Genomic DNA, 25,037 nt, shown 5'->3' on the forward strand with positions numbered 1-25,037 from the left:
CTGCTGTCTGCGCTCATGACTTCTGGGGTTCCACGCCGATGACCGCGACGATGAAGGTCACCACCAGGTACGGATTGCGCACGTTGAATGGCTGCGAGCCCCCGGTCGTGCTGATCGACATCGGAGACATCGGCACCATGGAGCCGGAACTCTGGCTGCCGTAGATCAGCAACTGGTTACCGCTGCCGTCGTTGGCAGTGGCCAGGAAGTTGCCCATCGGGCTGTCGCTGTCTCCCTCGCCCGTCGAGATATACAGAGTATGGTTGTGACCGGGCATGTTGGCGGTGGTCAGGGTGGCGGTTTCCGCCCCGCCGGTGCTGGCCTGGGTGAAAGCCACGGGATTGCCTTCCAGGGTACCGGTACCCACCGGCGAGCGGCCGTTGAAGTTGGGCAGGCCGACGGTGTTCACGCCGTCGCCGCCGAACTGGGTACCGAGCACGCTGTACAAGGCCTTGTTCTGCGCGACGGGCAGGAGCTGGCCGTTGCACAGCGCATAACCGTTCGGTGCATAGCTGCCGCCGAACATCTTGATCTCACCAACAAAAGGAAACGCCATGGGAAGTCCTTCTCGCCTGCTACAGGCTTTCAGTTGGCCGCTGCGGTCTCACGGCGGGTGTGGATCACCAGTTCCAGTGCTTGCCGGCCATCGGGCTCAGGCATCACCGGGGTCAACATCAAAAGCCATTGGCGGGCGTCGGGGCCGGTCAGGCGGAACACCGCTTGCGGCAGGTTGACACCCTGGGGCAAGGCGAAGGTCGCCATGTAGCAGTCATACCCGGCGTTGAGCGCCGAGCCGTCGCGCAGGTCCACCAGTTCCACCGGCAGATGTTCCTCGGGTCCGACCTGCAGGGTGAAACCGCCGGCTGCGGCGCCGTTGGTCAGGTCTTCCCGGGTGGGAATCCGGAAATCGAGGTCACTCATGAGGCCATCCTTCGGGAAGGGTCCAGGGCTTCCCGGCGCATGCGCAGGTAGACCCCGGATTCATTGATCACGTGAAAGCCGGCGCGAGCGTACAAGCGCTGCGCTCGATTGTAGGTTTCCACCGACAGCTCCACCGCCAGGCCGAGGTCGTCGGCGCGCTGCAGTTGCTGGTGGATCAGGTCGGTTCCGATGCCCTGCCCCTGGAACTCGGGAAGCAGGGCGATATCGATGATGGTGAGGGTGGTTTCACCGGCGTACAGGTACAGGCGGCCGATGGGCTGGCCGTCGAGTTCGACGATAAGGAAGTCACCACCACGGAAGTGTTCCTGGTAGTAGGTGTGCTGGGCGTTGAACTGCATCTTCAGGAAAGCCGCGATCTCGCTGGCTGGCCAGCCGCTATGGGACATTTCATCGGCACGGCTGGTGGCATAGACATGTTCGGAGAACGCCATGTCGGTTGTTTCCAGCGCACGGAGTGTCACAGCGTACTTCGACATCAAAGCAAACTTCCCTGTAATCAATAACTTGGTGGGCAAACTATTTGTGTGACTTAGTTCACAGTGAACAATGTGGCTAATTGACAGCAGATTATCTTAACTGTCTTACAATCGCACTACTAAAATCCACTTTCTCTTACGCCCAGAGCGGCCAATCGTCGCCAGGCGGATCCCAAAAGCGACACACCCTCTCCCTCAAGTACCACAAGGCCTCGCAGCGGGTGGGACACCGCCTGCGGCGCACTGTTTTCGAGCACGAAACGCACCCCGTACTGGGCCTCCAGCGGTTGTGCCCGCTTGTCCTCGTCACGACGCACGGCGATAGGCCCGTGCTGGTCCGAGACCAGGGCTTCCTGGTCGATGAACGAGACGCCGTTGGCGTCGACATCTTCCAGCGTGACCGGAAGCGAATCGCGCAGCACGTCGTCCGCCACGAAATGCCCCGAAGCACCCGGCGCCACGCGCCACAGGTCGGCTTCGGCGAGATAGCCGCGCAGGCGCAAACCGCCCTCCGCCACCTGGGCCAGCGGCAGGTCCACGCTTATCCAGCGACCCGGCACGAGATTGTCCGCCAGGTCACGCACCACCCCGGCATGCGGCGCGCGCAGGCTCAGGCGCTCGCGCTGGGCCGACAGGCCGCGGTACTCGGCCACCGCTTCGGCCAGGCGCTGTTCGAGGATGCCGCTGTCGGCCGCCGTGGCACTGCGCCCCGACTGACGGCGCAACTGCAACTGGAGGATCTCGATCTCGCGCCGGGTGATGCTCATGCGTGACGTCAGGTCCGGGGACTCAAGCTCCACCAGCACCTGGTCTTGCGCAACCGGCTCGCCGTCCCTGACCCGCACATCCTTGATCCGCGCCGCTACCGGCGCATGCAAGGCACTGACCCGCACCGCTTCGAGCATCGCCGGCACCTCGACGCCGCCGCGCCATGGCACCACCAGCACCGCCAGCACGGCCAGCAAGCCGCCGCCGAGCAGCAGGACCTTGCGCGGCTGGGCCTGGCTGCGGTGCTTCCACCAGTGCCCCCACTCGCGCCAGATCGGCAGGCCGATGAACCACACCAGCTCGACCATCATCAGGAAGATGCCGAGCACCTTGAAGAACAGGTGGTACACCGCCAGGGCGATACCGAAGAACAGCACCGCACGCCAGATCCACGAGGCATAGCTCCAGCACAGCAGGCGCCGGCGCAGCTTGGGCGACCAGCGCTCGGGCATCGGCTCGCCGTAGCCGAACAGCAGTTCGCGCAGGTGCCAGCGCCCGAGGGCGAAACCGCGGCCCTGCAGGTTGTCGACACCCCACAGGTCGCTGAGCAGGAAATAACCGTCGAAGCGCATCAGCGGGTTGACGTTGATCGCCACGGTGGTGATCCAGGTGGCACTGGCAAGCATGAACGCCGCCGTGCGCCCTGCCCCGTCCGGCAGCAGCGACCAGGCCAGCAGGGCGATGCAGGCCAGCACCAGCTCGGCGAGCACGCCGCCGGCACCGATCAGCAGGCGGGTGCGGCGGTCCTGCACGCGCCAGGCATCGCTGACATCGGTGTAGAGCATCGGCAGCAGGACCATGAACGCCACCCCCATGCTCGGCACCCGGCAGCCGGCGCGCTTGGCCATGTAGGCATGGCCGAATTCGTGGCACAGCTTGGCGAAGCCCAGGGCGATGCCGAACGCCGCCATGCCGCCCAGGCTGAGCAGGTGCGGGAAGGTCGAGAGAAAACGTTCCCAGTCGCGCATCACCAGGAACAGGCCGAGCAGCAGCACGGTCGGCAGGCCGAAGCGCAGCAGGTTCGGGCCATGCCGTTCGAGCCAGGGCCAGGTGCGGTTGAGGAAGGCATCCGGGCGCCACAGCGGAATGCGGAAGAACAGGTACTTGTGCAGGATCTGCGTCCAGATGCCCTGGCGCTGTGCGGCGGCCTTGGTCGCGTAACCGGCACGCTGCTCGGCGTCGACGGCACTGACCAGGTCGTGCCCGCGCAAGAAGCGCAACAACTCCTCCACTGCCTGCCCGGTCAGGGGGATGCCCGGCTCGGCGTTGGCAGCATTGAGCACCCGCTGCGGATCACCCAGCGCCCAGTGGCGCAGCAGGCGCATGGCCGGTGCACCGAGCTTGAAGTAACGCCCGCGCAGGGGATCGGCCAGGGTCCATTGCGGCGAGCCGTCGAGGCCCGGCGCACCCGCCGAAAGCTGCAGGTCAGGACGCAGCGCCGGCAGGTTCACAGGCCCACCGCCTGGCGCAGGGCCGCCAGCGGCCGGCGCAGCAGGTACAGGGCCAGCGGCGCGCGGTCACCGAAGACCTTGGCGGTCCCGCGCAGGCCGATGCGTGGCGGTGCGTTGGCGAAGCTGGCGTCGAGACGATAGGCCAACTGGCCGGCCGGGTTGCTCTGCGCCTGGTAGGCGGCGCGTTCGAGCACGGCGTCATGCCGGTTGAGCGGATCGCTGTCGAGGAACAGCGCCACTTCGGCGCCCTTCTCCAGGCCGATGGCGTCGGCCACCGGCAGTTCGATACGCAGCTCGGCCTGGGCCGGGTCGGCGATTTCCATCAGGCGCTCACCGGTACGCATCGGCTTGCCGACCAGGCGCTGGGCATCGGCGAACACCGCGATGCCATCGCGCTCGGCGCGCACTTCGCTGCGCGCCAGCAGGTCGCGGGCGTAATCGCGTTCGGCGCGCTTCTGCTCGACCCGCGCGGCCAGCAGGTCGATGCGGGCACTGGAGTCGGCATCGGAAAAGGCGCGCTGGGTATTGGCTTTCAGTTCCGCCTCGGCCACGCCCAGGGTACGTTCGGCGACATCGGCCTGGGCCCTGAGGCTGGTGGCGTCGAAGCGCACCAGCACGTCACCGGTCTTGACCGGCTGGTTGGGCTTGACCAGGAACTCGGCGACCACGCCATCCAGCGGTGCGGCAACCACCTGGCCGTTGCGCGGCATCACTTCCGCCGGCGCCAGCACCGACTGGCGCACCGGCACCAGCAGCACCAGCAGCAGCGCGGCGGCCAGGGCCCAGCGGGTCCGCGCCGGCCAGCGCAGGCGCCATGGCTTGCCCGGTTGCAGGGCACGCCAGGCATGGCTGTAGCAATCGCCCAGTTGTGCGAGCAAGGCCTGCTCGGCCTCGCTCCAGGCCGCATCGCGGGCAAGCCACAGGCCGCCGAAGACCTGGCCCTCGCGATCCTTGAGCGGCAACCAGAACGCATGGGGGGCCGAGAGCGCCTGCCAGTCGTCGCGGCTGGCCTGGTCGACGCTGTCCGGCGGCACCGCGCCCGGCAGGGCGAAACGCTCGCTCGCCGCAAGGCGCGCGGCCATGCGCTCGATGAACACCACGAAGGGCGCGTTCGGCTCGACCACGCTGATGCCGGTCAGCGCCCGCACCTTGCCGGCGATCAGCAGCGCACCATGGCGATAGCCGAACAGCGGCTGGCTGTCGTTGACCATGCTGAACGCCAGCACCTCGGTGGAGTTGGCGGCGCGGGCCTGGCGCTCCAGCTTGAGGTAGTGCGCCAGCAACTGTTCAAGGGCGCCAGGAACGCCGGGGACAGGCGCGTTCATCGTGGCTCCGCGAAGTGCGCAGTACCGCTCATCCCGGCCAGCAGGCCCGGGGTATTGGCCGGGACATTGGCGATCAGCAGCAGGGTCTGGCTGCCTTCGTCGATGCGCGCGCCAAGGCGCTTGATCACCACGTCGATGGGCTTGCCGGTTTCATCGGGGACGAAGCTGAAGGTCTGTTCCGGCTTGAGCTTGCCGAGCCAGCTGGAGGGCACCAGCAGATGGATCTCCAGGGAACGGTTGTCGACGATTTCCAGCAACGGCGCGCCACTGGCCACGCTTTCGTGAGCCTGGACCCGGCGCTGCACGACCTGGCCATCGAACGGTGCCTTGATCTGGCAGCGCTGCACCTGCACCTGGTAAACCTGGGCCTCGGCCTGCGCCTGTGCCTGGCGCGCCTCGGCCAGGGACACCTCGAAGCGCCCCACCGAATTCAGCGCGGCCAGTTGCTGCTTGTTGCGCAGTTCTTCACGGGCGGCACGCACCGCAGCGGCGGAGGCATTGGCCTGGGCCTGGTAGGCGCTGCAATCGAAGCGCACCAGCACGTCGCCCTTGCTGAACGACTGGCCCTCGGCATAGGGCATTTCCACCACCCGGCCGGGCAACTCGCTGGCCAGCACGGCCTGGGAGCGGGCGCGCAGTACGCCGCGGACCTCGCTGGCGGTGGAGGTGGCGCCGCCGAGCAACGGATCACTCTCGCTCGCGGCCTGGGCCACACCACTGATCAAGGCCAACGCCGCCCACAACACTACCTGCTTCATCTCGCTACATCCCTGTAAAGGTCTGGATTATTTCAAATGGAGTATCGGCCGCCTTTGGCGGAACCTGAATCGCCGCTGGTCAGTGCCGGCGATAGCTTTTCTGGCCGCCCGGGGTCAGGCAGTAGACGCCGCCACGAGGACCGGTGCAGTAGCTGCCGGAACCGCAGGCGCATTCACTACTGGCACCTTGCAATGACTGCGCCATCGGGCGCGGGGTACGACCGCCGAACCAGGCGCTGCAGCTCTTCTTCGAGGCACTGATCGAGCCGTCATTGCACAGGAAGGTATCGCCGTCGCAACCGGCAATACCGCCCTTGCGTCCGGAACATGGCGTGTTTCCTGCCCAGGCGGCATTCGCAAGGAGGGACAGGGCCAGGCTAAGGCCCATCAGGAGAGAGAACTGCGTCACAAAAATGACTCTCGAAAAGGTGGCCGGATGCTATCAATGTTTTCGATGGGCAGGAAGCCGTCCGCTCGTCGCTTTCATGAAGATTGCGTGATGCTTGTGTCGAACGGTGACACCTCCAGACGACCAGAAGAACAGAACACCCACGCAAGGAGTCACTCGAATGAACAACGATCGCAAACACCCGGTGGTGACCCGCCGGGAATGGCTGGGCGCCCGCCGCCAGTTGCTCCTGCACGAAAAGGCGTTCACCCATCAACGCGACGAACTCAGCGCCGCCCGCCGCGCCCTGCCCTGGGTCAAGGTGGAGCAGGACTATCGCTTCGCCGCAGGCGCGGGCGAGCTGGACCTGGCCGAGCTGTTCGACGGGCGCAGCCAGCTGCTGGTCTATCACTTCATGTTCGCCGACGGCTGGGAGGAAGGCTGCCCGGGCTGCTCGTTCCTGGCCGATCACTTCGATGGCGCCAACCTGCACCTGGCGCACCATGACGTGTCACTGGTGGCGGTGTCGCGGGCACCCTTCGCGCAGTTCCAGGCATTCCGCCAGCGCATGGGCTGGAAGTTTCCCTGGGTGTCGTCCCACGGCAGCAGCTTCAACCACGACTTCGGCGTGACGCCAGCGGCAGAAGGCGCGGAGTACAACTACGAACCTTACACAGGCGACGAGACCGAGCTGCCCGGGCTCAGCGTGTTCTACCGCGACGAAGCCGGCGATATCTTCCACACCTATTCCAGCTATGCCCGCGGGCTGGACATCCTGGTCGGCACCTACAACTTCCTCGACCTGATGCCCAAGGGCCGCAACGAGGAAGGGACGATGGATTGGGTGCGGCATCATGATCGGTATGAAGGCGCCGAGGAGAAAAAGCACTGCTGCCATTGACGCGGGCTCTGCGCAATGCCGGTGGGACCGGGCCACTCCCGCTCCCACCGCGCTGAAGATCGGCAGGGGATCTGCTTTAATACGCCCTTTTGCCCAAAGGCCCTCTCGCCCATGCCCGCATCCACCCTGCACATCCTGGTCATCGGCCAGGCCTGGCCCGCGCCGAACGCCCCGGCAGCCGGCGGCCATCTGCTGCAGATCCTCGAAAGCTTCCTCGCCCGCGGCTGGCGCGTGACCTTCTGCAGCCCGGCAGCGCCCGACGAACATTACGCCGACCTGTCCGCCCAGGGTATCACCGGCCAGGCCATCGACGCCGATGAAAGCCGCTTCGACCGCTTCATCAGCGAACAGAGCCCGGATGTCGTGCTGTTCGACCGCTTCACGATGGAAGAACAGTTCGCCAGCCGCGTCGAACAGCACTGCCCGCAGGCCTTGCGGGTTCTGGAAGTCTCCAGCCTGCAGAGCCTGGGCGAAGCCCGTCATGCGCTGCTGCGCCGGCGCCTGGTCCTGGGGCTGGACCCCAACGATTTCCGCGAGCTGTTCGCCACCTCCGGCCCCGACCTGTATCGGCAGATGGCACCGGCCAGCCTGACCCGGCGCGAACTGGCGGCGATCTTCCGCTGTGACCTGAGCCTGGTGGCGTCCGATGTGGAGATGGACCTGCTGATCAATGGCTTCGGCGTGCCGCCGGCGCTGCTGCACTGGTGCCCGCCGATGCTGAAGGCCCCGCAGGCAGCGACAAAAGCGTTCGCCGAACGCGAGCACTTCGTCTTTACCGGCGACTTCCGCCACGGGCCGGACGCGGATGCGCTGCTGTGGCTGAAGCACAACATCTGGCCCATGATCCGTCGCCGCCTGCCCGAGGCGCAGTTGCACCTGCATGCCAGCCAGCCGTCGCCGAAAGCCGCTGCCCTGCACGATCCTGCCGGCGGCTTCCTGGTCCTAGACCACGCCGAAGCCGTGCTCGACAATGCCCGGGTATGCCTGGCGCCGCTACGCTTCGGTGCCGGACTCAAGGAGAGCCTGGCCGACGCCCTGTTGGCCGGCACGCCAAGCGTGACCACGCCGATCGGCGCCGAAGCGATGCAGGGCGCCCTGCCCTGGCCCGGCCTGGTCTCCGGGACCGCCGAGGGCCTGGCCCAGGCCGCGGCCAGCCTGTACAGCGACGAAGCGCGCTGGAACCAGGCCCAGCGCGACACCCGCCAGTTGCTCGGCGCCCGCTACGACGGACGCCGCCACGGCACGGCGCTGGCAGAACGCATCGAGCAGACCCTGATGGAGCTGGACGACCAGCGCCTGTACAACTTCACCGGGGCGATGCTGCGCCAGCGCTTGCGTTGATCGGACCGCCCCGCTTAGGGACGCCGACGCAGCAGATAGGTGTCCATGATCCAGCCCTTGCGCGCCCGCGCCTGTTCGCGGGTGGCGAGGATCCTCTCCTTCACCTCCAGCAGCGGCCCGCTGATGAGGATTTCGTCCGCCGTGCTCAGGTAGGCGCCCCAGTAGATGTGCAGCTCGGGATCGTCCAGCTCGGCGAAGGCACACTTGCCGTCGAGCATCACCACCACGTTGTCGATCGGCTCCACCTCGGCCAGGCGCCGGCCGGGGAGGATCTGCAACGGTTCGCCGATGCGGTTGAGCGGGACCCGGTGGCGCGCGGCCAGGGCCTGCACGCTGCTGATGCCGGGGATCACGTCGAGGCTGAAGGACTGGCCTTCGACCAGTTCGAGGATGCGCAGGGTGCTGTCGTACAGCCCCGGCTCGCCCCAGAGCAGGAAGGCGCCGCATTCGCCGTCCTGCAGCTCGTCGGCGATCAACCGGCCGTACAGCGCCGCGCGCTGCTGGTGCCAGTCGCGCACCGCGCCCACGTAGTCGGCGGCCTGGCCGTCGCGCTGCGGGTCGTCCACCTGCACCAGGCGATAGGGACGCTGCACCAGTTGCTCCAGCAGCTCCTTGCGCAGGCGCAGCATGTCGTCGTTGCTCTGGTGCTTGTCGAGGACGAAGAACACGTCGGCGCGGTTCAGCGCGTCGACGGCTTCGAGGGTGATCTGGCGCGGATTGCCCGGGCCGATGCCGATCAACAGCAGTTGTTTCATCTGGGGACTCCCGAAATACATCCGCGCATTGTCGGCGCAGCGGGCCCCCTTTACCAGAGCGAGAAGTTGTAGCTGACGATCACCCGGGTCTCGTCCATGTCGCGGGCGAATTTCTCGTAGTTGCTGCGATAGGTGGAATTGCGCAGGCGCAGGCTGAGGCTCTTGAAGGTGCCCGCCTGTACCTGATACTTCAGCTCGCTGTCGCGCTCCCATTCCTTGCCCTCGGCGAGACTGCCGGGTACCTGGACATGATCGCCGCTGATGTAGCGGGTGAAGAAGCTCAGGCCGTTCACGCCCAGGGCCTTGAAATCGTAGTCGTAGCGCAGTTGCCAGGAGCGCTCGCGGGCGGCGGCGAAGTCGTTGACCTGGGCGTAGTTGACCAGGTACGGGTTGCTGCCATCCAGGTACGGCATGGCGCTGTCGCCGTACATGCGCTGCCAGCCGGCGCTGACCTTGTGCCCGCCCAGGCTGTAGCCGAGCATGGCGCTTACGGCGCGATGGTCGATCTCGCCGGCATGGGCACGGCCGATATCGTCGCTCTTGATCAGGCGCAGGTCGGCGGACAGGCTGCCGACGGCCAAGGGCTGGCTGGCAACCAGGCCGAGGAAGTGCTGGCGATAGATGTTCTCCAGCTTCGCCACCTGGTATTGCGCGCTGAGCCGCTCATTGAAGCGGTAGTCGACCCCGGCCGTGTCGAAGTGATCGGCCGTGGTGTCGCAGGCATAGCGCTTGTTCTTGCAGTGCACGCGGATGTCCTGGGCATCGGTGGAGTCGCGGGCGGTGTACTTGTCCAGGCGGGTCAGGTTGAAACGCAGGTCGCGCACTTCCTCGGACGTCAGGGAAACGCCGTGGAACAGGGTCGGCAACAGGCGCCCATCGTTGTACTTGAGCAGTGGCATGTCCGGCAGCATCGCGCCGTACTTCAATACCGTGCGCGAGTAACGCACCTTGCCGGTCAGGCCCAACTTGGCATATTGATCCGCCGACTGGCGCGGATCATTTCCGCGGGACGGCAACAGCCCGCTATTGCTGTCGGCCGGACTTGAGTCGAGTTTCAACCCATACATACCCAGCGCGTCGACCCCGAACCCCAATGAGCCTTCGGTATAGCCGGACTGAATATTCAGAATGAATCCCTGTGCCGTTTCTTCGCGTTTCGAAGCGCCTTGCGCGGAACTGCTATGGCCGTCGCGAAAGTCGCGATTGAAGTAAACAGTACGGGCTTCGAGGCGCGCGCTACTGTCTTCGATAAAACCGCCGGCCTGCGCGGAAACAGCGACGAAAAACCCCGCCAGACCACATACGGAGGGCCCGGAAGAGCAGGAAAGAGGGAAACGCATGAGCAAGACAAATCCAAACAAGAAGCGAAGGAGCAGCCCGGTTTGCATGGGCCGGGGCGATGAACGTCGTGCACTTGCGCACGGCGCTCACGGATTATCCGCAAGCGCTCTGGCCCGGCCCATTGGACCAAGGTCGAAAGCCCTGAAGAAACGAAGGTGTTAATACCTGGGAGCGGCGAACATAAACAAGTTTGAAAGTTCCGCCCGACGCCACTTAAAAGTTTGCTGTTAGTCCCGGGAGCCGTTGGCTACACTGTTGGGCATGCTGTTGTTACAGCCCCTCGTGGTCGTTGTGTTATTCGCGCCAATCGTCTTGCGCAACATGTGCGCCCACCGTCGATAAAGGAGTGATTACCGTGTCCAGACTTGCAGAGTTTCGTGCCGCCGAAAAAGCCCTTCAGGAACAGATGGCACAACTGGAGGCGATGAAAAAGGACGCCGGCCTTAAACGTGAAATCGAATTCGAGCAGAAACTTGTCGCCCTGATGAAAACCTATGACAAGGGCCTGCGCGAGATCATCGCCATCCTTGATCCGGCATCGGTCGGCAAGTCCGTGACCCGCACGCCGAAACAGCGGCGGGCACGGGTGGTGAAAGTCTATGAAAACCCGCACACCGGTGAACTGATCGAAACCAAGGGCGGCAACCACCGTGGCCTCAAAGCCTGGAAAGAACAGTACGGCGGACCGACGGTCGACAGCTGGCTGCGTAAATGAAATTCCCTTCACATATTTTTCACAACTGCTGGATCAGGATGAAGGCTGCTAAAGGACTAGCGCCCCATACGCCCGCTTCGGCGGGCTTCTAATCCAGACGCCCCGTGAGCTTCGGCCACGGGGCGTTGTCATTTGCGCAATGGATTCAGTTCCGTATCATGTCGGGCTTAATTGAACCGATGCGGAGTGCCCATGAGCCTGCAAGAACTTGAAACCTTCCCTGGCGTCACCGCGCAACCCGATGCCGCCACCGCCAACTTCGTCTTCAACCACACCATGCTGCGGGTCAAGGACATCACCAGGTCCCTGGACTTCTATACCCGCGTGCTGGGCTTCAGCCTGGTGGAGAAGCGTGACTTCCCGGAAGCGGAGTTCAGCCTGTACTTCCTCGCCCTGGTGGACAAGGCGCAGATCCCGGCCGATGCGGCCAAGCGTACCGAGTGGATGAAGTCGATCCCAGGCATTCTCGAACTGACCCACAACCACGGCACCGAGAACGATCCCGAATTCGCCTACCACAATGGCAACACCGATCCGCGCGGCTTCGGCCATATCTGCATCTCGGTGCCGGATATCCGTGCCGCCTGCGAGCGTTTCGAAGCGCTGGGCGTGGCCTTCCAGAAGCGCCTGAGCGATGGCCGCATGAAGCACCTGGCGTTCGTCAAGGATCCGGACGAGTACTGGGTCGAGATCATCCAGCCGACCGAGTTCTGACAAACGAAAAATGCCGCGATCATCGCGGCATTTTTTTGGGTGCAGTACCGGTCCGGGTATTACTCCGTCCGCCAGGCCGCCACCAGCGCCTCTCCCCGTCCACGCGTCGCCAGGCAGTAATACAGCGGCAGCGTCACCGCCAGTCCCACCAGCCACGACAGGTCCGCACCCTCCACCAGGTTGGCATAGGGACCGACATACAACGACGTGTTGGCAAACGGCAGTTGCACCAGGATCCCGCAGGCATAGGCGATGATCGCGTGCATGTTGAAGCGCCCGTAGATTCCGCCATCAGCGGCGAAGATCGAGGCGATGTCGTAGTGGCCGCGCTTGATCAGGTAGAAGTCGATCAGGTTGATCGAGGCCCACGGCACCAGCACCAGCAGCAGCGCCAGGATCAGGCCGATGAAGTGGCCGATGAAGTCCGAGGTCGCGCTCAGGGCCGTCAGGCAGCAACCCAGCAGGATCACGCTGGCCAGGACCACCCGCACCTTGATGCTCGGCGTCCAGGTGCTGGCGAAGGTCTGGATCGAGGTGACGATGGAAAGCACCGCGCCATAGAGGTTCAGGGCGTTGTGGCTGATGATGTTGAGCAGGAACAGCACCATCAGGATCGGCCCCAGCCAGCCGGTGGCCTGCTTCACCGCATCCATCGCCTCGGTGCCTTCCGGCACGCAGAGCACGGCGATGGCGCCGAAGCTGAAGCACAGGATGGTGCCCAGGGTCGCACCGAAGTAGGTAGCCCAGAACGGTTTGGCGATGCCCACTTCACGCGGCAGGTAGCGCGAATAGTCCGAGGTGTACGGCGAGAAACTGATCTGCCAGATCACCCCCAGCGATACCGTGGCGATCCAGCCGGACAGGTTGAAGCCACCGCGGCTGAAGAAGTCCGCTGGCAGGTCCTGGGCGAACATCATGATGAAGCCGGCCAGCAGCGCCGAGCCCATCACCCAGGTACCGATGCGGTTCAGGGTATGGATGAAGCGGTAGCCGATGACGCCAATGGCCGTGGCGCTCAGCGCCCCGATGATGATTGCCGCCGGCATCGGCACGCTCGGTGCGATGCCATGGATCGACTTGCCCGCCAGGACGATGTTGGAAATGAAGAAGCCGACATAGATCAGCGCGGTGAAGAACACGATCAGCAGCGCGCCATAACGGCCGAACTGACCCCGGCTCTGCACCATCTGCGGAATGCCGAGCTGCGGCCCCTGGGCCGAGGCCAGGGCGATGACCACACCGCCGAGCAAGTGCCCGAGGACGATGGCCAGCAGGCCCCAGAGCAGGTTGAGATGGAAGACCTGGACCACCATGGCCCCGGTCACGATGGGCAGTGGCGCGATATTGGTGCTGAACCACAGCGTGAACAGATCCCGCGCCTTCCCATGGCGCTCTGCTGGCGGTACGTAATCGACCGTATGGTTCTCGATCAACTGGTGTTGCGAAGACGACTGGGACATGGGCAAAAAGCTCGAAAGGTTCTGTTTTTATCTTTGTAGAAACCGCCTGCAGGACGCGGCAAGCGACGTCGAAGCTGAAGACCATATTATGGTATTCCAAACTTTTGACAACACTGATTCGCTGATTTGCCGACCAACTGATCTGCTTTTTCCTGCCCCCTCTTCAGCCTTATATAGGCGCAAAGCCCCGTATTCATTGGGCATTGACCTGGATCAACGCGTTCGTCAGGGCCGGAAAATTCCCCTTGCAAATTAGGTATTACGGTATACCATCAGACACATCAACGATAAAAACGCGGACCACCGCTGTTTCCCGAGGACCACGCCATGATCGACGCAACCGTCTACAAGAACGTTCTGGGCTCCTTCCCGTCCGGCGTCACTGTCATCACCACCCTGGACGACGACGGCCAGATCGTCGGTCTGACCGCCAGCGCCTTCAGCTCCCTGTCCATGGAGCCGCCGCTGGTGCTGTTCTGCCCCAACTACAGTTCCGACTCCTACCCGGTACTGATCAAGAACAAGCGCTTCGCCATCCACCTGCTCTCCGGCCAGCAACAGGCCGAGGCCTACGCCTTCGCGAAAAAGGGCAAGGACAAGGCCCAGGGCATCGAGTGGACCCTGAGCGCGCTGGGCAACCCGCTGCTGGCCAACGCCACGGCGATCATCGAGTGCGAGCTGTGGCGCGAATATGAAGGTGGCGACCACGCGATCATGGTCGGCGCGGTGAAGAACCTCATCGTTCCCGAGCAGGCGCCGAGTCCGCTGGTCTACTGCCGCGGCAAGATGGCCAGCCTGCCGGCTTTCGCCTGAGCCCCTATTCTTCTCAATGCGCCCGCCTGATCCGACGGGTGATCGATAACAAGAGCCGAGGAAACGCCTCATGAAATTTTCGTTGTTCGTGCACATGGAACGCTGGGATGAACAGGTCAGCCACCGACAGCTGTTCGAAGACCTGACCGAGCTGACCCTGATGGCCGAGAAAGGCGGCTTCAGCACCGTGTGGATCGGCGAACACCACGCCATGGAATACACCATCTCGCCAAGCCCCATGCCGCTGCTGGCCTACCTGGCCGCGCGCACCGAGACCATCCACCTCGGCGCCGGCACCATCATCGCGCCGTTCTGGCACCCGATCCGCGTCGCCGGCGAATGCGCCCTGCTCGACGTGATCAGCAACGGCCGGATGGAAGTGGGCCTGGCCCGCGGTGCCTACCAGTTCGAATTCGACCGCATGGCCAACGGCATGCCGGCCTCCGAGGGCGGTGCCGCCCTGCGCGAGATGGTCCCGGCGGTGCGCGCCCTGTGGCAGGGCGACTACGCCCACGATGGCGCGATCTGGAAATTCCCCACCTCCACCTCGGTGCCCAAGCCGGTACAGAAACCGATGCCGCCGATGTGGATTGCTGCCCGTGACCCGGACTCGCACAACTTCGCCGTCGCCAATGGCTGCAACGTCATGGTCACGCCGCTGATGAAAGGCGACGAGGAAGTGGTCGACCTGAAGAACAAGTTCGAGGCCGCCCTGGCCAACAACCCGGGCGTGCCGCGTCCGCAACTGATGGTGCTGCGTCACACCCACGTGCATGCCGAGAACGATCCTGAAGGCTGGAAGATCGGTGCCCAGGCGATCAACCGCTTCTACCGCACCTTCGACGCCTGGTTCGGCAACAAGCAGACCCCGGAAAACGGTTTCCTGCCGCCGAGCCCCGAGGCGAAGTTCGCCGAGCGTCCGGAATTCGGCCTGGAAAGCCTGCACAAGACCGCGATGATCGGTACGCCGAAGGACGTCATCGAGCGCATCCGCTACTACCAGGAACTGGGCGTCGACGAGTTCAGCTTCTGGTGCGACAACAGCCTGCCGCACGAAGAGAAGCGCAAGTCGCTGGAGCTGTTCATCAACGAAGTGGTACCGGCCTTCCGCTGAGGGCACGTTCGTCGGGCCGGGGAACCCCGGTCCGACGCTGTGGTATATCGGTAGGAGACTTCCGATTTTTCCGCAGCGAGGTCAGGACGATGAAAACCCTTGAATGCGTGCACCGCAACCACATCATCACCGCCAGCGTCGAAACCCATCCCGGCATTCCCACCCCCTACGCCGGGGGCTGCCTGATCACCGATCCCCAGGGCCATACCAGCCGACGCCTGCCGTTGCCGGTATCGATGATGTACCTCTCTGATCTGGACAATGCCCAGCATGCCTCGCTGGCCCATGGCAGATGGCTGGTGGATCAGCAACTGGACAAACACCACTAGACGCTGCACCACCCACCCTGTGGGAGCGGGTTCACCGGAACGCCGGACCGCCGCGATTGCGGTAGTGAAATCACCGGCGTAATCGCGGGTAAACCCGCTCCCACACGATCACCGCTCGCCCCTCCTGCACATTCCCGCCACAACCACTTATCCCCTCCCCCAGAGAAATTTTCGCTCCCCTCTTGCACATCAAATATTATGGTATACCATCAGACAACAAGACCTAAACACACTCCCCAGGAGCCCGCCCCATGAGTTTCGAAATCCGCAAGATCGTCACCTACTCCGAAGAGACCCGCATCGAAGGCGGCAAGGCCACCGACAAGCCGGTGACCATGGTCGGCCTGGCCGTGGTGATCAAGAACCCGTGGGCCGGTCGTGGTTTCGTCGAAGACCTGAAGCCGGAAATCCGTGCCAACTGCTCCGACCTCGGCGCACTGATGGTCGAACGGCTGACCGCAGCCATCGGTGGTGCGGACAAGATCGAGGCCTATGGCAAGGCGGCGGTGGTCGGTGCCGACGGCGAGATCGAGCACGCTTCGGCGGTGATCCACACCCTGCGCTTTGGCAACCACTACCGTGAAGCCGTCCAGGCCAAGAGCTACCTGAGCTTCACCAACAAGCGCGGCGGCCCGGGCACCTCGATCCAGATCCCGATGATGCAGAAGGACGACGAAGGCCTGCGCTCGCACTACATCACCCTGGAAATGCAGATCGAAGACGCCCCGCGTGCCGACGAGATCGTCGTGGTCCTCGGCGCTGCCGACGGCGGCCGCCTGCACCCGCGCATCGGCAACCGCTACATCGACCTGGAAGAGCTGGCAGCGGAAAAAAACCAATAACAACAATTCCACCGGGCCGGGGCGTGGGTCGCACCACGCCCGACTCTGAAGGAGCGCCCCACCATGATTCAGCCTGTCGCTGAACGTACACCCGCCGGCACCAGCTATATCGCCACCGGCCAGGGCCACCCCGTCGTGCTGATCCACGGCGTCGGCCTCAACAAAGAAATGTGGGGCGGACAGTTCGTCGGCCTCGCCAGCGATTACCAGGTCATCGCCTACGACATGCTCGGCCACGGCCAGAGCCCGCGCCCCGAGGCCGGTACCGACCTGCAAGGCTACGCCGCGCAGCTGGTCGAACTGCTCGACCACCTGAAGATTCCCCAAGCGACGGTGATCGGTTTCTCCATGGGCGGCCTGGTCGCCCGCGCTTTCGCCCTGCACCACCCGCAGCGCCTGTCCGCGCTGGTGGTGCTCAACAGCGTGTTCAACCGCAGCCCGGAACAGAGCGCCGGGGTCATCGCCCGCGCCGCCCAGGCCGCCGAACACGGCCCCGACGCCAATGCCGAAGCGGCCCTGGCGCGCTGGTTCAGCCGCGAATACCAGGCGGCCAACCCGGCCCAGGTAGCGGCCATCCGCCAGACCCTGGCCGGCAACGACCCGCAAGGCTACCTGACCACCTACGAGCTGTTCGCCACCCAGGACATGTACCGCGAAGGCGACCTCGGCAGCATCCAGGTACCGACCCTGATCGCCACCGGCGAGCACGACCTCGGCTCGACGCCGACCATGACCCGTGAACTCGCCGCACGGATTCCCGGCGCGCAGAGCGTGGTCCTCGCCGAACAGCGGCATATGATGCCGGTAGAGTCGCCGCGCCTGGTCAACCAGATGCTGCTGGACTTCCTCGGGCACGCCCGAACCCTCTCCGATTCAGCCAAGGGGATCGTTGCATGACGCTCACTCGCTTCCAGATGTGCATCGACGGCCAATGGCTCGATGCCCACAACGGCAAGACCTTCGACAGCCTCGACCCGGCCACCGCGCAAGCCTGGGCGCAACTGCCCGACGCCGATGAAACCGACGTCGAAATCGCCGTACAGGCCGCGCAGAAAGCCTTCGACAGCAAGGCCTGGCGCGGCCTCACCGCCACCGCCCGGGGCAAGCTGCTGCGCCGCCTCGGCGACCTGATCGCCGAAAACAAGGAGCGCCTGGCTCAGCTGGAAAGCCGCGACAACGGCAAGCTGATCCGCGAAACCCGCGGCCAGGTCGGCTACCTGCCGGAGTTCTTCCACTACACCGCAGGCCTGGCCGACAAGCTCGAAGGCGGCACCCTGCCCCTCGACAAGCCGGACCTGTTCGCCTACACCGTGCACGAGCCGATCGGCGTGGTAGCCGCGATCATCCCGTGGAACAGCCCGCTGTACCTGACCGCGATCAAGCTGGCGCCGGCCCTGGCCGCCGGCAACACCATCGTCATCAAGCCGTCGGAGCACGCCTCGGCGACCATCCTCGAACTGGCGCGCCTGGCCCTCGAAGCCGGCTTCCCGGCGGGCGTGGTCAACGTCGTCACCGGCTACGGCCCGAGCACCGGCGCGGCGCTGACCCGCCACCCGCTGGTGCGTAAGATCGCCTTCACCGGCGGCGCCGCCACCGCCCGCCACGTGGTGCGCAGCAGCGCCGAGAACTTCGCCAAGCTGTCCCTGGAACTGGGTGGCAAGTCGCCGAACATCATCTTCGCCGACGCCGACCTGGACAGCGCCATCAACGGCGCCGTGGCCGGCATCTATGCTGCCTCCGGACAAAGCTGCGTGGCCGGCTCGCGCCTGCTGGTGCAGGACGAGATCTTCGACGAATTCGTCGAACGCCTGATCGAGCGCGCCAAACGCATCCGCATCGGCAACCCGCAGGACGAGACCAGCGAGATGGGCCCCATGGCCACCGCCCAGCAACTGGCCGTGGTCGAAGGACTGGTGGCAGCCGCCAATGCCGAGGGTGCGCGCCTGCGCATGGGTGGCAAGCGTGCCGAGGTCGAGGGTGACGGCTGGTTCTACGAGCCGACCCTGTTCGAGTGCGACAGCAACTCGATGAAGATCATGCAGGAAGAGGTGTTCGGTCCGGTCGCCGCGGTGATCCGCTTCAAGACCGAGGAAGAAGCCCTGGCCATCGCCAACGACTCGCAGTTCGGCCTTGCCGCCGGCATCTGGACCCGCGACCTGGGCCGTGCCCACCGCCTGGCCCGCGACGTGCGTTCGGGGATCATCTGGGTCAACACCTACCGCGCGGTGTCGGCAATGGCGCCGATCGGCGGCTTCAAGAACAGTGGTTATGGCCGCGAAAGCGGTATCGACTCGGTGCTGGCCTACACGGAACTGAAGACGGTGTGGATCAACCTCTCCACCGCGCCCATGCCCGACCCCTTCGTGATGCGTTGACAGGTGAACTGACATGATCGAACCCGGCATCTACAAAGACGTGATGGGCTCCTTCCCGTCCGGCGTGACCATCGTCACCACGCTGGATGCCGAGGGCGGCATCGTCGGCATCACCGCCAGCGCCTTCAGCGCGCTGTCGATCGAACCGGCGCTGGTGCTGTTCTGCCCCAACTACGCCTCCGACACCTACCCGATCCTGCGCGACAGCAAGCGCTTCGCCATCCACCTGCTGGCCGCCGGCCAGACCGCCGAAGCCTATGCCTTCGCCGGGAAAGGCAAGGACAAGGCCAAGGGCATCGACTGGCACTTGAGCGAGCTGGGCAACCCGGTGCTGGCCAACGCCACGGCGGTGATCGAGTGCGAGCTGTGGCGCGAGTACGACGGTGGCGACCACGCCATCATCGTCGGCGAGGTGAAGAACCTGATCCTCCCCGAGCAGCCGGTGACGCCGATGATCTACCACAAGGGCAAGCTGGGCGCCCTGCCGAACCTGGGTTGACCTTGCGGGCCTCATCGCGGGTAAACCCGCTCCCACAGGGTTATGCGGTCTCTGTGGGAGCGGGTTCACCCGCGATAGGGCCCTCAAGACCACCCAAGCTTTCAGGGGCGCCGCGCGCAATCGCTCACCTTCGGTTTGCGGCGCCCCGTTTTTCTTCCCCCATGCAGGAACCCGAGCATGAGCAACGAAAAATACGAAAAAGGCCTCGCCATCCGCACCCAGGTGCTCGGCGAAGACTACGTCAACCGTTCCATCCAGAACGCCGACGACTTCACCAAACCGCTGCAGGAACTGGTCACCGAATACTGCTGGGGCCACGTCTGGGGCCGAGACGGTTTGTCGCTGAAAGAACGCAGCATGATAAACTTGGCAATGATTTCCGCGTTGAACCGGCCACACGAGCTCAAGTTGCACATCCGCGGCGCCTTGCGCAACGGACTGAGTCGTGAACAAATACGCGAGATCCTCCTCCAGGTCGGTATCTATTGCGGTGTTCCCGCGGCCGTGGACAGCTTCCGCCTGGCCCGCGAAGCCTTCGCCGAAGCCGACTCGGAGTCAACCAGTTAAATACTGGCTGTTCGAAACCACCGCAGGGAGCACCCGCCACCACGGGCTCCGTTGTCGCTGGCAACAGCCAATTTCAGAGCGCAGACGATGAAACGCCAGCCACTCGACGACAGCTTCAAGGTCAACCGCAACCCCGTTACCCTGCGCGAAATCGTGCTCGACAAACTGCGCAGCGCGATCATGAATTTCCACCTCCTGCCGGGCGACCGCCTGGTAGAACGCGATCTCTGCGACCGCCTCGGCGTCAGCCGCACCTCCGTCCGCGAAGCCCTGCGCCACCTGGAATCCGAAGGCCTGGTGGAATTCGCCGATGCCAAGGGTCCGCGCGTGGCCATCATCACCCTGGAAGACGCCCGTGACATCTACGAGCTGCGCTGCGTGCTCGAAGGCCTGATCGTCCAGCTGTTCACCCTCAATGCCAAGGCCAAGGACATCCGCGCCCTGGAAAAGGCCCTGGAAGAGAACCGCAACGCCCTCACCGACGGCGAGCTGCAACAGGTACTGGAGTCGGTGCAAGGCTTCTACGACGTGCTCCTGGAAGGTTCCGGCAACCACGTTGCCGCCACCCAGCTGCGCCAGTTGCAGGCGCGCATCAGCTACCTGCGGGCCACCTCGGTATCCCAGGAAAACCGCCGTGGCGCCAGCAACCGGGAAATGGAAAAGATCGTCGAGGCAATCAAGAGCGGCGACCCGCTGGCCGCGCACCAGGCCTCGGTGGACCACGTCCGCGCCGCCGCCAAGGTGGCCCTGGACTACCTGCGTTCCAAGCAGGAAGACGCCGGCAAGATCCGTGAAATCGCCACCCCCATCGCCATCAAAGAACCCCGCATAGGTCGCTGATCATGCCCGCCGTCCCGCGTTTCTGCCCGCAATGCTCCGCCGCGCTGCACCAGGGACGGCCGGACGGCGACACCCACGACCGCCTGATGTGCGGCGGTTGCGGGTATATCCACTACGTTAATCCGAAGATCATCGCCGGCTGCATCATCGAGCGCGACGGCAAGTACCTTTTGTGCCAGCGCGCCATCCCGCCGCGCCCGGGCACCTGGACCCTGCCGGCAGGCTTCATGGAGGCCGGGGAAACCACCGAGCAGGCCGCCCTGCGCGAAGTCTGGGAAGAAACCGGGGTACGCGCCGACATCGTCTCGCCCTACTCGATCTTCAGCGTGCCGAAGATCAGCGAGGTGTACATCATCTTCCGCGCCGTGGCCGTGGAAATCACCGGCCAGTACGGTCCGGAGACCATGGACTGCCGCTTCTTCGCCCCCGACGAGATCCCCTGGGAGTCCATCTACTACCCGGCGATCCGGCAGATCCTCGAACGCTACATCGAGGAACGCCAGGCCGGGGTCTATGGCATCTACATGGGCAACGACGACAGCGGCAAGGTGCACTTCATGCGCTGAGGCGCTCGCGCATGAACTCGATCAGCGCCTGCACCGGCCGGGCACTCTGCCGGTGTTGCGGGTAGACCGCCGAGAGCTGCAGCGGCTCGGTGACGAAATCCTGCAGGACCGGCACCAGTTGTCCCGCCGCCAAAGCCTCGCCGACGATGAAGGTCGGCAGGTAGGTAATCCCCATCCCCTTGATCGCCGCATCGCGCAGCAACTCGCCGTTGTTCGCCCGCATGCGTCCGCAGACGGTCACCACCCGCAGCTTGCCTTGTTCAAGGAAACGCCACTGCACCTGGCGGCCATGACCGTAGGGCAGGCAGTCGTGGGCGGTGAGCTCGTCCGGGCGTAATGGCGTGCCCTTGCGCGCCAGGTAATCGGGGCTGGCGCAGTAGACCCGGTCGATGGCCGCCAGGCGCCGGGCGATCAGGGTCGAGTCTTCCAGCACGCCGATGCGCAGCGCCAGGTCGTAGCCCTCGCCGAGCAGGTCCACCGAACGGTCGCTCAGGTCCACCTCGACGCTGACCTGCGGATAACGCTGGAGAAACTCCGGCAGCAGGCAGCCCAGGTGTGCCACGGCGAACGACAGCGGTGCGCTGACCCGCACGGTGCCGCGGGGCTCGCTGGTCTGCCCGGCGATGCCCTGCTCCACCTGCTCGACCTCGTTGAGCAGGCGCAGGGACGATTCGTAATAGCTCTGGCCCAGGGGCGTGGGGTCGAGACGGCGGGTCGAGCGGTTGAGCAGGCGCACCCCCAGACGCTCTTCGAGGGCCATCAGCCGGCGGCTGACGAATTGCTTGGACAGGCCCAGCTTGTCGGCGGCAGCGGTAAAGCTGCCGGACTCCATGACCTGGGAAAAGATACGCATGTCTTCGAACGGGTTCATTGTCACTCTCTGGTAGACAGTCAAACGCTTGATAGCCGCTTTTTCACATCAGGGCAACTGAATAATCTGTGCCCACGTTACAGCGAAGCCGAACGACCGGCGGCGCTGGCCGAAAGAACCAAGCCAACCAGACTGTCCAACTCCGCCTTGCCCGATAAGGAATCTGCACATGAACACCCTGAACAAGACCCTCGCCGCCACCCTCCTCGCCCTCTCCGTCGGCAATGCCTTCGCCGCTGGCAGCCCGGGTGTCGAGCACACCACCCAGGCGTTCCTCGAAGCCTTGGAAAAAGGCGGCGGCAAACCGCTGGAACAGCTCTCGCCGAAAGATGCCCGCGCGGTCCTCACCGGCGCCCAGTCCTCGGTCCAGGTCGACCTCTCCGGCATCGAGGTCAGCGAGAAGGTCATCAGCGTCGGCCAGGACAAGGTGACCCTGAAGATCGTGCGTCCGGCCAAGGTCGCCGGTGAGTTGCCGGTGTTCATGTTCTTCCACGGGGGTGGCTGGGTCCTCGGCGACTTCCCGACCCACCAGCGCCTGATCCGCGACCTGGTGGTCGGCTCCGGAGCGGTCGCGGTCTACGTCGACTACACACCGTCGCCGGAAGCCCATTACCCCACCGCGATCAACCAGGCCTACGCCGCCACCCAGTGGGTCGCCGAGCACGGCAAGGAGATCGGCGTCGACAGCAAGCGCCTGGCCGTGGCCGGCAACAGCGTCGGCGGCAACATGGCAGCGGTGGTCGCGCTGATGGCCAAGGAGAAGAAAACCCCGGCCCTGCGCTTCCAGTTGCTGCTCTGGCCGGTGACCGACGCCAGCTTCGAGACCGGTTCGTACAAACAGTTCGTCGAGGGCCACTTCCTCACCACCGGGATGATGAAATGGTTCTGGGACAGCTACACCACCGACCAGGGCGCCCGTGCGCAGATCCACGCCTCGCCGCTGCGCGCCAGCGCCGAACAGCTCAAGGGCCTGCCGCCAGCACTGGTGCAGACCGCCGAGTTCGACGTGCTGCGTGACGAAGGCGAAGCCTATGCCCGCCACCTCGACGCCGCCGGCGTGACCGTGACCGCGGTGCGCTACAACGGCATGATCCACGACTACGGCCTGCTCAACCCGCTGGCCAAGGTACCGGCGGTGCAGGCAGCGATGCGCCAGGCGGCGGTCGAGTTGAAAGCCCATCTTCAGTGATATCTCCGGGGCCGCCTTGCGGCCCCCTCTTCTATTGCGGCGTAATCCAGAAAATCTCCTGCCCCGGCACTCGGATCTCCACCCGCCCGTCCTTGCGCACCCGCAGCTCGGAGCGCTTGTACAGCGCCTGCTGGTCCTTGAAGTACTTGCCCGAGGCCCAGTACGGCGACCCATGGATGTCATAGGCGACCAGGTTGCCATCCGGCTGCAACATCAAGCGCACCGGCCGCGCCGGGTGCCCTCCCCCTGCCGACCACACCACCTTGCCATCGCGGGCCTTGACCACCTCCACCGCACCGTTGTGACGGAAATGCAGGGTGTAGGCACCCGTATCCGAGGTCAGGTAGCCGCCCGGGGTCAGGTGCTCGCCCACCAACAGCCGCTCACGCTCGGCGAACGGTTGGTTGTAAGGCTCCAGGTAGAACTGCTGTTCGAATTCATAGGGATGATTGACCCGCTTGCCATCCAGGCGCACCTCGGTGCTGGCGTGGTTCGGACCGACCCGGGAGACCAGGCGCATGTCGTGGTTGATGTCATCGGCCGCGCCCTTGAATTGCAGGTTGAACACCTTGTGGGCATCGCTCCAGCTGATCTTCCAGCCGCCCTTGGCCTGCTTGTAGTCGGTGACGCCCATGGCCCCGGTCGGGCCGCCGAGCTGGAGAATCTTGCCCGAGACCGCGTGCCGGATGCGGAAACGCTGGTCGATGTACGGGTTGAACGCCATTGACTCGATGGGCTCCAGGCGCCATTCCTGAACCCGTCCGGACAAATGCACGCCACCATCGTCGCCGAAGCTCAGGCCATGGTCGCCCAGCCCGGAACGGAACGATACCGCCGCCGCGCCGTGCACGTCCTGGGGCTCCAGCGCCAGTTCCTGCACCAGCGCCAGGACCTGCGGCGCCAGCCAGTAGGTCATCTCCTTCTCCTGGCGGCCCAGCAGGGTTTCGAAATCCTTGGTTTCATTCGTGATCTGGAAGGGCAAACGGTTATCGACATGCACCAGGTGCAGCAACAGGTACGCCTTCACCTGGGCCAGGAAGAAGCGCGCGTAGCAGTACTTGCTGAGGTAGAAGAACGAGACGAAGTCGCGCTGCTTCAGGTCCTCGCTGAACGGCCGCAGGAAGTACGGGGCATAGGCGGTGCTGAGCAGGCGCTGCAGACTCTGCAGGTTGGGCCCCACTTCCTGGGCGACGCGCCAGCCCAGGTCGGTCAGGCGATTCAGGGCCGCCTTCCGGTCCTCCTCGCCTCGCAGGCTGCCCGCAGCCTTTTCATGGAGACAGAGGACAAACCAGTCCAGGGCCTGCATGTAGTCGCGGTAGAGGTTTTCCAGCCCGGTGAGAGCCGGGGCGACCTGGTATTGATCCAGGTTCAGCCGATAGAGCGCGACCTGCCGGTCGATCCGGGCGATGCGCGCACGTGCTTGCTGCAGGGGTTCGAGATGGTCCTCCAGGATGCCGTGGAAAGCCTGGAATTCGCCGGGGGCCTGGTGATCCCAGTACAAGGCGTTCCAGACCTCGATCATCGCACCGGGTATCGACGCCAGGCCGGTTTCCTCGGCCAGCATGCGAGCGGAAATGGAGATACCGAACTGAAGCGGTGAATTGATCATCGAGACATTTCTCCCTGAAACGGCTGGACCACCCAGCCGGCTGCATGAGCATCCGATTGTAGGGAGATGGGATGACAGGGGAAATAGC

28 protein-coding genes are annotated in these 25,037 nt (G+C 64.6%); 16 read left to right on the forward strand and 12 right to left on the reverse strand.

What is annotated here, in order from left to right; all coding sequences use genetic code 11:
• Positions 1 to 13 precede the first annotated feature (13 nt).
• The 7 genes from V0R59_RS14900 to V0R59_RS14930 form a co-directional block, all read right to left on the reverse strand.
• Positions 14 to 556 (reverse strand): phage tail protein, encoded by a 543-nt coding sequence (locus V0R59_RS14900; RefSeq protein WP_330075607.1) that lies wholly within the window; start codon positions 554 to 556, stop codon positions 14 to 16.
• 29 nt (positions 557 to 585) lie between these two features.
• Positions 586 to 921, reverse strand: a complete 336-nt coding sequence (locus tag V0R59_RS14905; protein ID WP_330075606.1) for a DUF6916 family protein — start codon at positions 919 to 921, stop codon at positions 586 to 588.
• Positions 918 to 1,418, reverse strand: a complete 501-nt coding sequence (locus V0R59_RS14910) for a GNAT family N-acetyltransferase (protein ID WP_330075605.1) — start codon at positions 1,416 to 1,418, stop codon at positions 918 to 920. Before V0R59_RS14910 ends, V0R59_RS14905 begins: the two co-directional genes overlap by 4 nt.
• 119 nt (positions 1,419 to 1,537) lie before the next feature.
• The gene (locus tag V0R59_RS14915) at positions 1,538 to 3,637 is read right to left on the reverse strand and encodes an HlyD family efflux transporter periplasmic adaptor subunit (protein WP_330075604.1); all 2,100 of its coding nucleotides are present in this window, start codon (positions 3,635 to 3,637) and stop codon (positions 1,538 to 1,540) included.
• Positions 3,634 to 4,962 carry an efflux RND transporter periplasmic adaptor subunit gene (locus V0R59_RS14920; RefSeq protein WP_330075603.1) on the reverse strand — a complete coding sequence of 443 codons (1,329 nt, stop codon included), beginning with the start codon at positions 4,960 to 4,962 and terminating at the stop codon, positions 3,634 to 3,636. The genes V0R59_RS14915 and V0R59_RS14920 overlap by 4 nt, the downstream gene beginning before the upstream one ends.
• Positions 4,959 to 5,720, reverse strand: coding sequence for an efflux RND transporter periplasmic adaptor subunit (locus V0R59_RS14925; protein WP_330075602.1), 762 nt, complete (start codon positions 5,718 to 5,720; stop codon positions 4,959 to 4,961). Before V0R59_RS14925 ends, V0R59_RS14920 begins: the two co-directional genes overlap by 4 nt.
• A 79-nt stretch (positions 5,721 to 5,799) precedes the next feature.
• Entirely contained in the window at positions 5,800 to 6,108 is a 309-nt protein-coding gene (locus tag V0R59_RS14930) for a YdcA family protein (protein ID WP_330075629.1), read from the reverse strand.
• A 181-nt stretch (positions 6,109 to 6,289) separates the two neighbouring features.
• On the opposite strand from V0R59_RS14930, the gene V0R59_RS14935 reads away from it, so the two are divergent.
• On the forward strand, positions 6,290 to 7,009 hold the full coding sequence (locus V0R59_RS14935; protein WP_330075601.1) for a DUF899 domain-containing protein: 720 nt from the start codon (positions 6,290 to 6,292) through the stop codon (positions 7,007 to 7,009).
• Between the two features lie 111 nt (positions 7,010 to 7,120).
• Entirely contained in the window at positions 7,121 to 8,350 is a 1,230-nt protein-coding gene (locus V0R59_RS14940; protein ID WP_330075600.1) for a glycosyltransferase, read from the forward strand.
• 14 nt (positions 8,351 to 8,364) lie between these two features.
• Here the strand turns inward: V0R59_RS14940 and cobF are convergent, their stop codons facing one another.
• Together cobF and V0R59_RS14950 are read right to left on the reverse strand one after the other, a co-directional pair.
• Positions 8,365 to 9,105 carry a precorrin-6A synthase (deacetylating) gene (gene cobF, locus V0R59_RS14945; protein WP_330075599.1) on the reverse strand — a complete coding sequence of 247 codons (741 nt, stop codon included), beginning with the start codon at positions 9,103 to 9,105 and terminating at the stop codon, positions 8,365 to 8,367.
• A 50-nt stretch (positions 9,106 to 9,155) separates the two neighbouring features.
• Entirely contained in the window at positions 9,156 to 10,355 is a 1,200-nt protein-coding gene (locus tag V0R59_RS14950; protein ID WP_330075628.1) for an OprD family porin, read from the reverse strand.
• Between V0R59_RS14950 and V0R59_RS14955 the strand changes: the two genes are divergently transcribed.
• From V0R59_RS14955 to gloA, 3 genes are all read left to right on the forward strand, one after another.
• Positions 10,287 to 10,508, forward strand: a complete 222-nt coding sequence (locus V0R59_RS14955) for a hypothetical protein (RefSeq protein WP_330075631.1) — start codon at positions 10,287 to 10,289, stop codon at positions 10,506 to 10,508. The genes V0R59_RS14950 and V0R59_RS14955 overlap by 69 nt on opposite strands.
• 293 nt (positions 10,509 to 10,801) lie before the next feature.
• Complete coding sequence (locus tag V0R59_RS14960) at positions 10,802 to 11,161, forward strand: histone-like nucleoid-structuring protein, MvaT/MvaU family (RefSeq protein ID WP_330075598.1); 360 nt, start codon at positions 10,802 to 10,804, stop codon at positions 11,159 to 11,161.
• A gap of 192 nt (positions 11,162 to 11,353) precedes the next feature.
• Entirely contained in the window at positions 11,354 to 11,875 is a 522-nt protein-coding gene (gene gloA / locus V0R59_RS14965) for a lactoylglutathione lyase (protein WP_330075597.1), read from the forward strand.
• Between the two features lie 59 nt (positions 11,876 to 11,934).
• On the opposite strand, the gene V0R59_RS14970 is transcribed toward gloA, so the two are convergent.
• On the reverse strand, positions 11,935 to 13,335 hold the full coding sequence (locus V0R59_RS14970; protein ID WP_330075596.1) for a purine-cytosine permease family protein: 1,401 nt from the start codon (positions 13,333 to 13,335) through the stop codon (positions 11,935 to 11,937).
• A 327-nt stretch (positions 13,336 to 13,662) separates the two neighbouring features.
• On the opposite strand from V0R59_RS14970, the gene V0R59_RS14975 reads away from it, so the two are divergent.
• The 10 genes from V0R59_RS14975 (at position 13,663) to V0R59_RS15020 (ending at position 21,280) form a co-directional block, all read left to right on the forward strand.
• Positions 13,663 to 14,148: a flavin reductase family protein gene (locus V0R59_RS14975; protein ID WP_330075595.1), complete on the forward strand. Its 486-nt coding sequence runs from the start codon at positions 13,663 to 13,665 to the stop codon at positions 14,146 to 14,148.
• Positions 14,149 to 14,218: 70 nt separating this feature from the next.
• Positions 14,219 to 15,262 (forward strand): LLM class flavin-dependent oxidoreductase, encoded by a 1,044-nt coding sequence (locus tag V0R59_RS14980; protein ID WP_330075594.1) that lies wholly within the window; start codon positions 14,219 to 14,221, stop codon positions 15,260 to 15,262.
• An 89-nt stretch (positions 15,263 to 15,351) separates the two neighbouring features.
• The gene (locus tag V0R59_RS14985; protein WP_330075593.1) at positions 15,352 to 15,591 is read left to right on the forward strand and encodes a hypothetical protein; all 240 of its coding nucleotides are present in this window, start codon (positions 15,352 to 15,354) and stop codon (positions 15,589 to 15,591) included.
• A 251-nt stretch (positions 15,592 to 15,842) separates the two neighbouring features.
• Complete coding sequence (locus tag V0R59_RS14990; RefSeq protein WP_042128965.1) at positions 15,843 to 16,433, forward strand: amino acid synthesis family protein; 591 nt, start codon at positions 15,843 to 15,845, stop codon at positions 16,431 to 16,433.
• A gap of 63 nt (positions 16,434 to 16,496) precedes the next feature.
• Complete coding sequence (locus V0R59_RS14995; protein ID WP_330075592.1) at positions 16,497 to 17,330, forward strand: alpha/beta fold hydrolase; 834 nt, start codon at positions 16,497 to 16,499, stop codon at positions 17,328 to 17,330.
• On the forward strand, positions 17,327 to 18,808 hold the full coding sequence (locus V0R59_RS15000) for an aldehyde dehydrogenase (protein WP_330075591.1): 1,482 nt from the start codon (positions 17,327 to 17,329) through the stop codon (positions 18,806 to 18,808). The genes V0R59_RS14995 and V0R59_RS15000 overlap by 4 nt, the downstream gene beginning before the upstream one ends.
• A 13-nt stretch (positions 18,809 to 18,821) precedes the next feature.
• Positions 18,822 to 19,307, forward strand: a complete 486-nt coding sequence (locus tag V0R59_RS15005) for a flavin reductase family protein (protein WP_330075590.1) — start codon at positions 18,822 to 18,824, stop codon at positions 19,305 to 19,307.
• Positions 19,308 to 19,484: 177 nt separating this feature from the next.
• Positions 19,485 to 19,874 (forward strand): carboxymuconolactone decarboxylase family protein, encoded by a 390-nt coding sequence (locus tag V0R59_RS15010; protein ID WP_075804592.1) that lies wholly within the window; start codon positions 19,485 to 19,487, stop codon positions 19,872 to 19,874.
• 87 nt (positions 19,875 to 19,961) lie between these two features.
• Positions 19,962 to 20,714 (forward strand): GntR family transcriptional regulator, encoded by a 753-nt coding sequence (locus V0R59_RS15015; protein ID WP_330075589.1) that lies wholly within the window; start codon positions 19,962 to 19,964, stop codon positions 20,712 to 20,714.
• 2 nt (positions 20,715 to 20,716) lie between these two features.
• Positions 20,717 to 21,280 (forward strand): NUDIX hydrolase, encoded by a 564-nt coding sequence (locus tag V0R59_RS15020; RefSeq protein ID WP_330075588.1) that lies wholly within the window; start codon positions 20,717 to 20,719, stop codon positions 21,278 to 21,280.
• Here the strand turns inward: V0R59_RS15020 and V0R59_RS15025 are convergent.
• Positions 21,270 to 22,151, reverse strand: coding sequence for a LysR family transcriptional regulator (locus V0R59_RS15025; protein ID WP_330075587.1), 882 nt, complete (start codon positions 22,149 to 22,151; stop codon positions 21,270 to 21,272). The genes V0R59_RS15020 and V0R59_RS15025 overlap by 11 nt on opposite strands.
• A gap of 169 nt (positions 22,152 to 22,320) precedes the next feature.
• Here V0R59_RS15025 and V0R59_RS15030 point away from each other — a divergent pair, with 169 nt between their 5' ends.
• Entirely contained in the window at positions 22,321 to 23,340 is a 1,020-nt protein-coding gene (locus V0R59_RS15030; RefSeq protein ID WP_330075586.1) for an alpha/beta hydrolase, read from the forward strand.
• A 31-nt stretch (positions 23,341 to 23,371) separates the two neighbouring features.
• Here the strand turns inward: V0R59_RS15030 and V0R59_RS15035 are convergent, their stop codons facing one another.
• Positions 23,372 to 24,949: a hypothetical protein gene (locus tag V0R59_RS15035; RefSeq protein WP_330075585.1), complete on the reverse strand. Its 1,578-nt coding sequence runs from the start codon at positions 24,947 to 24,949 to the stop codon at positions 23,372 to 23,374.
• Positions 24,950 to 25,037 lie beyond the last annotated feature (88 nt).

Origin of the sequence: Pseudomonas ulcerans (assembly GCF_036324125.1) — a bacterium.
Classification (GTDB): Bacteria; Pseudomonadota; Gammaproteobacteria; order Pseudomonadales; family Pseudomonadaceae; genus Aquipseudomonas; species Aquipseudomonas ulcerans.

Excerpts from the sequence above, each read along its gene's own strand:
- V0R59_RS14905 (WP_330075606.1), bottom strand. The coding sequence starts at position 921 with ATGAGTGACCTCGATTTCCGGATTCCCACCCGGGAAGACCTGACCAAC.
- V0R59_RS15025 (WP_330075587.1), bottom strand. The coding sequence starts at position 22,151 with ATGAACCCGTTCGAAGACATGCGTATCTTTTCCCAGGTCATGGAGTCC.
- V0R59_RS14900 (WP_330075607.1), bottom strand. The coding sequence starts at position 556 with ATGGCGTTTCCTTTTGTTGGTGAGATCAAGATGTTCGGCGGCAGCTAT.
- V0R59_RS14995 (WP_330075592.1), top strand. The coding sequence starts at position 16,497 with ATGATTCAGCCTGTCGCTGAACGTACACCCGCCGGCACCAGCTATATC.
- V0R59_RS14980 (WP_330075594.1), top strand. The coding sequence starts at position 14,219 with ATGAAATTTTCGTTGTTCGTGCACATGGAACGCTGGGATGAACAGGTC.
- V0R59_RS14920 (WP_330075603.1), bottom strand. The coding sequence starts at position 4,962 with ATGAACGCGCCTGTCCCCGGCGTTCCTGGCGCCCTTGAACAGTTGCTG.
- V0R59_RS14925 (WP_330075602.1), bottom strand. The coding sequence starts at position 5,720 with ATGAAGCAGGTAGTGTTGTGGGCGGCGTTGGCCTTGATCAGTGGTGTG.
- V0R59_RS14940 (WP_330075600.1), top strand. The coding sequence starts at position 7,121 with ATGCCCGCATCCACCCTGCACATCCTGGTCATCGGCCAGGCCTGGCCC.
- cobF (WP_330075599.1), bottom strand. The coding sequence starts at position 9,105 with ATGAAACAACTGCTGTTGATCGGCATCGGCCCGGGCAATCCGCGCCAG.
- V0R59_RS14990 (WP_042128965.1), top strand. The coding sequence starts at position 15,843 with ATGAGTTTCGAAATCCGCAAGATCGTCACCTACTCCGAAGAGACCCGC.
- V0R59_RS15020 (WP_330075588.1), top strand. The coding sequence starts at position 20,717 with ATGCCCGCCGTCCCGCGTTTCTGCCCGCAATGCTCCGCCGCGCTGCAC.
- V0R59_RS15015 (WP_330075589.1), top strand. The coding sequence starts at position 19,962 with ATGAAACGCCAGCCACTCGACGACAGCTTCAAGGTCAACCGCAACCCC.
- V0R59_RS14975 (WP_330075595.1), top strand. The coding sequence starts at position 13,663 with ATGATCGACGCAACCGTCTACAAGAACGTTCTGGGCTCCTTCCCGTCC.
- V0R59_RS14910 (WP_330075605.1), bottom strand. The coding sequence starts at position 1,418 with ATGTCGAAGTACGCTGTGACACTCCGTGCGCTGGAAACAACCGACATG.
- V0R59_RS14930 (WP_330075629.1), bottom strand. The coding sequence starts at position 6,108 with ATGGGCCTTAGCCTGGCCCTGTCCCTCCTTGCGAATGCCGCCTGGGCA.
- V0R59_RS14985 (WP_330075593.1), top strand. The coding sequence starts at position 15,352 with ATGAAAACCCTTGAATGCGTGCACCGCAACCACATCATCACCGCCAGC.
- V0R59_RS14955 (WP_330075631.1), top strand. The coding sequence starts at position 10,287 with ATGGCCGTCGCGAAAGTCGCGATTGAAGTAAACAGTACGGGCTTCGAG.
- V0R59_RS15000 (WP_330075591.1), top strand. The coding sequence starts at position 17,327 with ATGACGCTCACTCGCTTCCAGATGTGCATCGACGGCCAATGGCTCGAT.
- V0R59_RS15005 (WP_330075590.1), top strand. The coding sequence starts at position 18,822 with ATGATCGAACCCGGCATCTACAAAGACGTGATGGGCTCCTTCCCGTCC.
- V0R59_RS14935 (WP_330075601.1), top strand. The coding sequence starts at position 6,290 with ATGAACAACGATCGCAAACACCCGGTGGTGACCCGCCGGGAATGGCTG.
- V0R59_RS15010 (WP_075804592.1), top strand. The coding sequence starts at position 19,485 with ATGAGCAACGAAAAATACGAAAAAGGCCTCGCCATCCGCACCCAGGTG.
- V0R59_RS14970 (WP_330075596.1), bottom strand. The coding sequence starts at position 13,335 with ATGTCCCAGTCGTCTTCGCAACACCAGTTGATCGAGAACCATACGGTC.
- V0R59_RS15030 (WP_330075586.1), top strand. The coding sequence starts at position 22,321 with ATGAACACCCTGAACAAGACCCTCGCCGCCACCCTCCTCGCCCTCTCC.
- gloA (WP_330075597.1), top strand. The coding sequence starts at position 11,354 with ATGAGCCTGCAAGAACTTGAAACCTTCCCTGGCGTCACCGCGCAACCC.
- V0R59_RS15035 (WP_330075585.1), bottom strand. The coding sequence starts at position 24,949 with ATGATCAATTCACCGCTTCAGTTCGGTATCTCCATTTCCGCTCGCATG.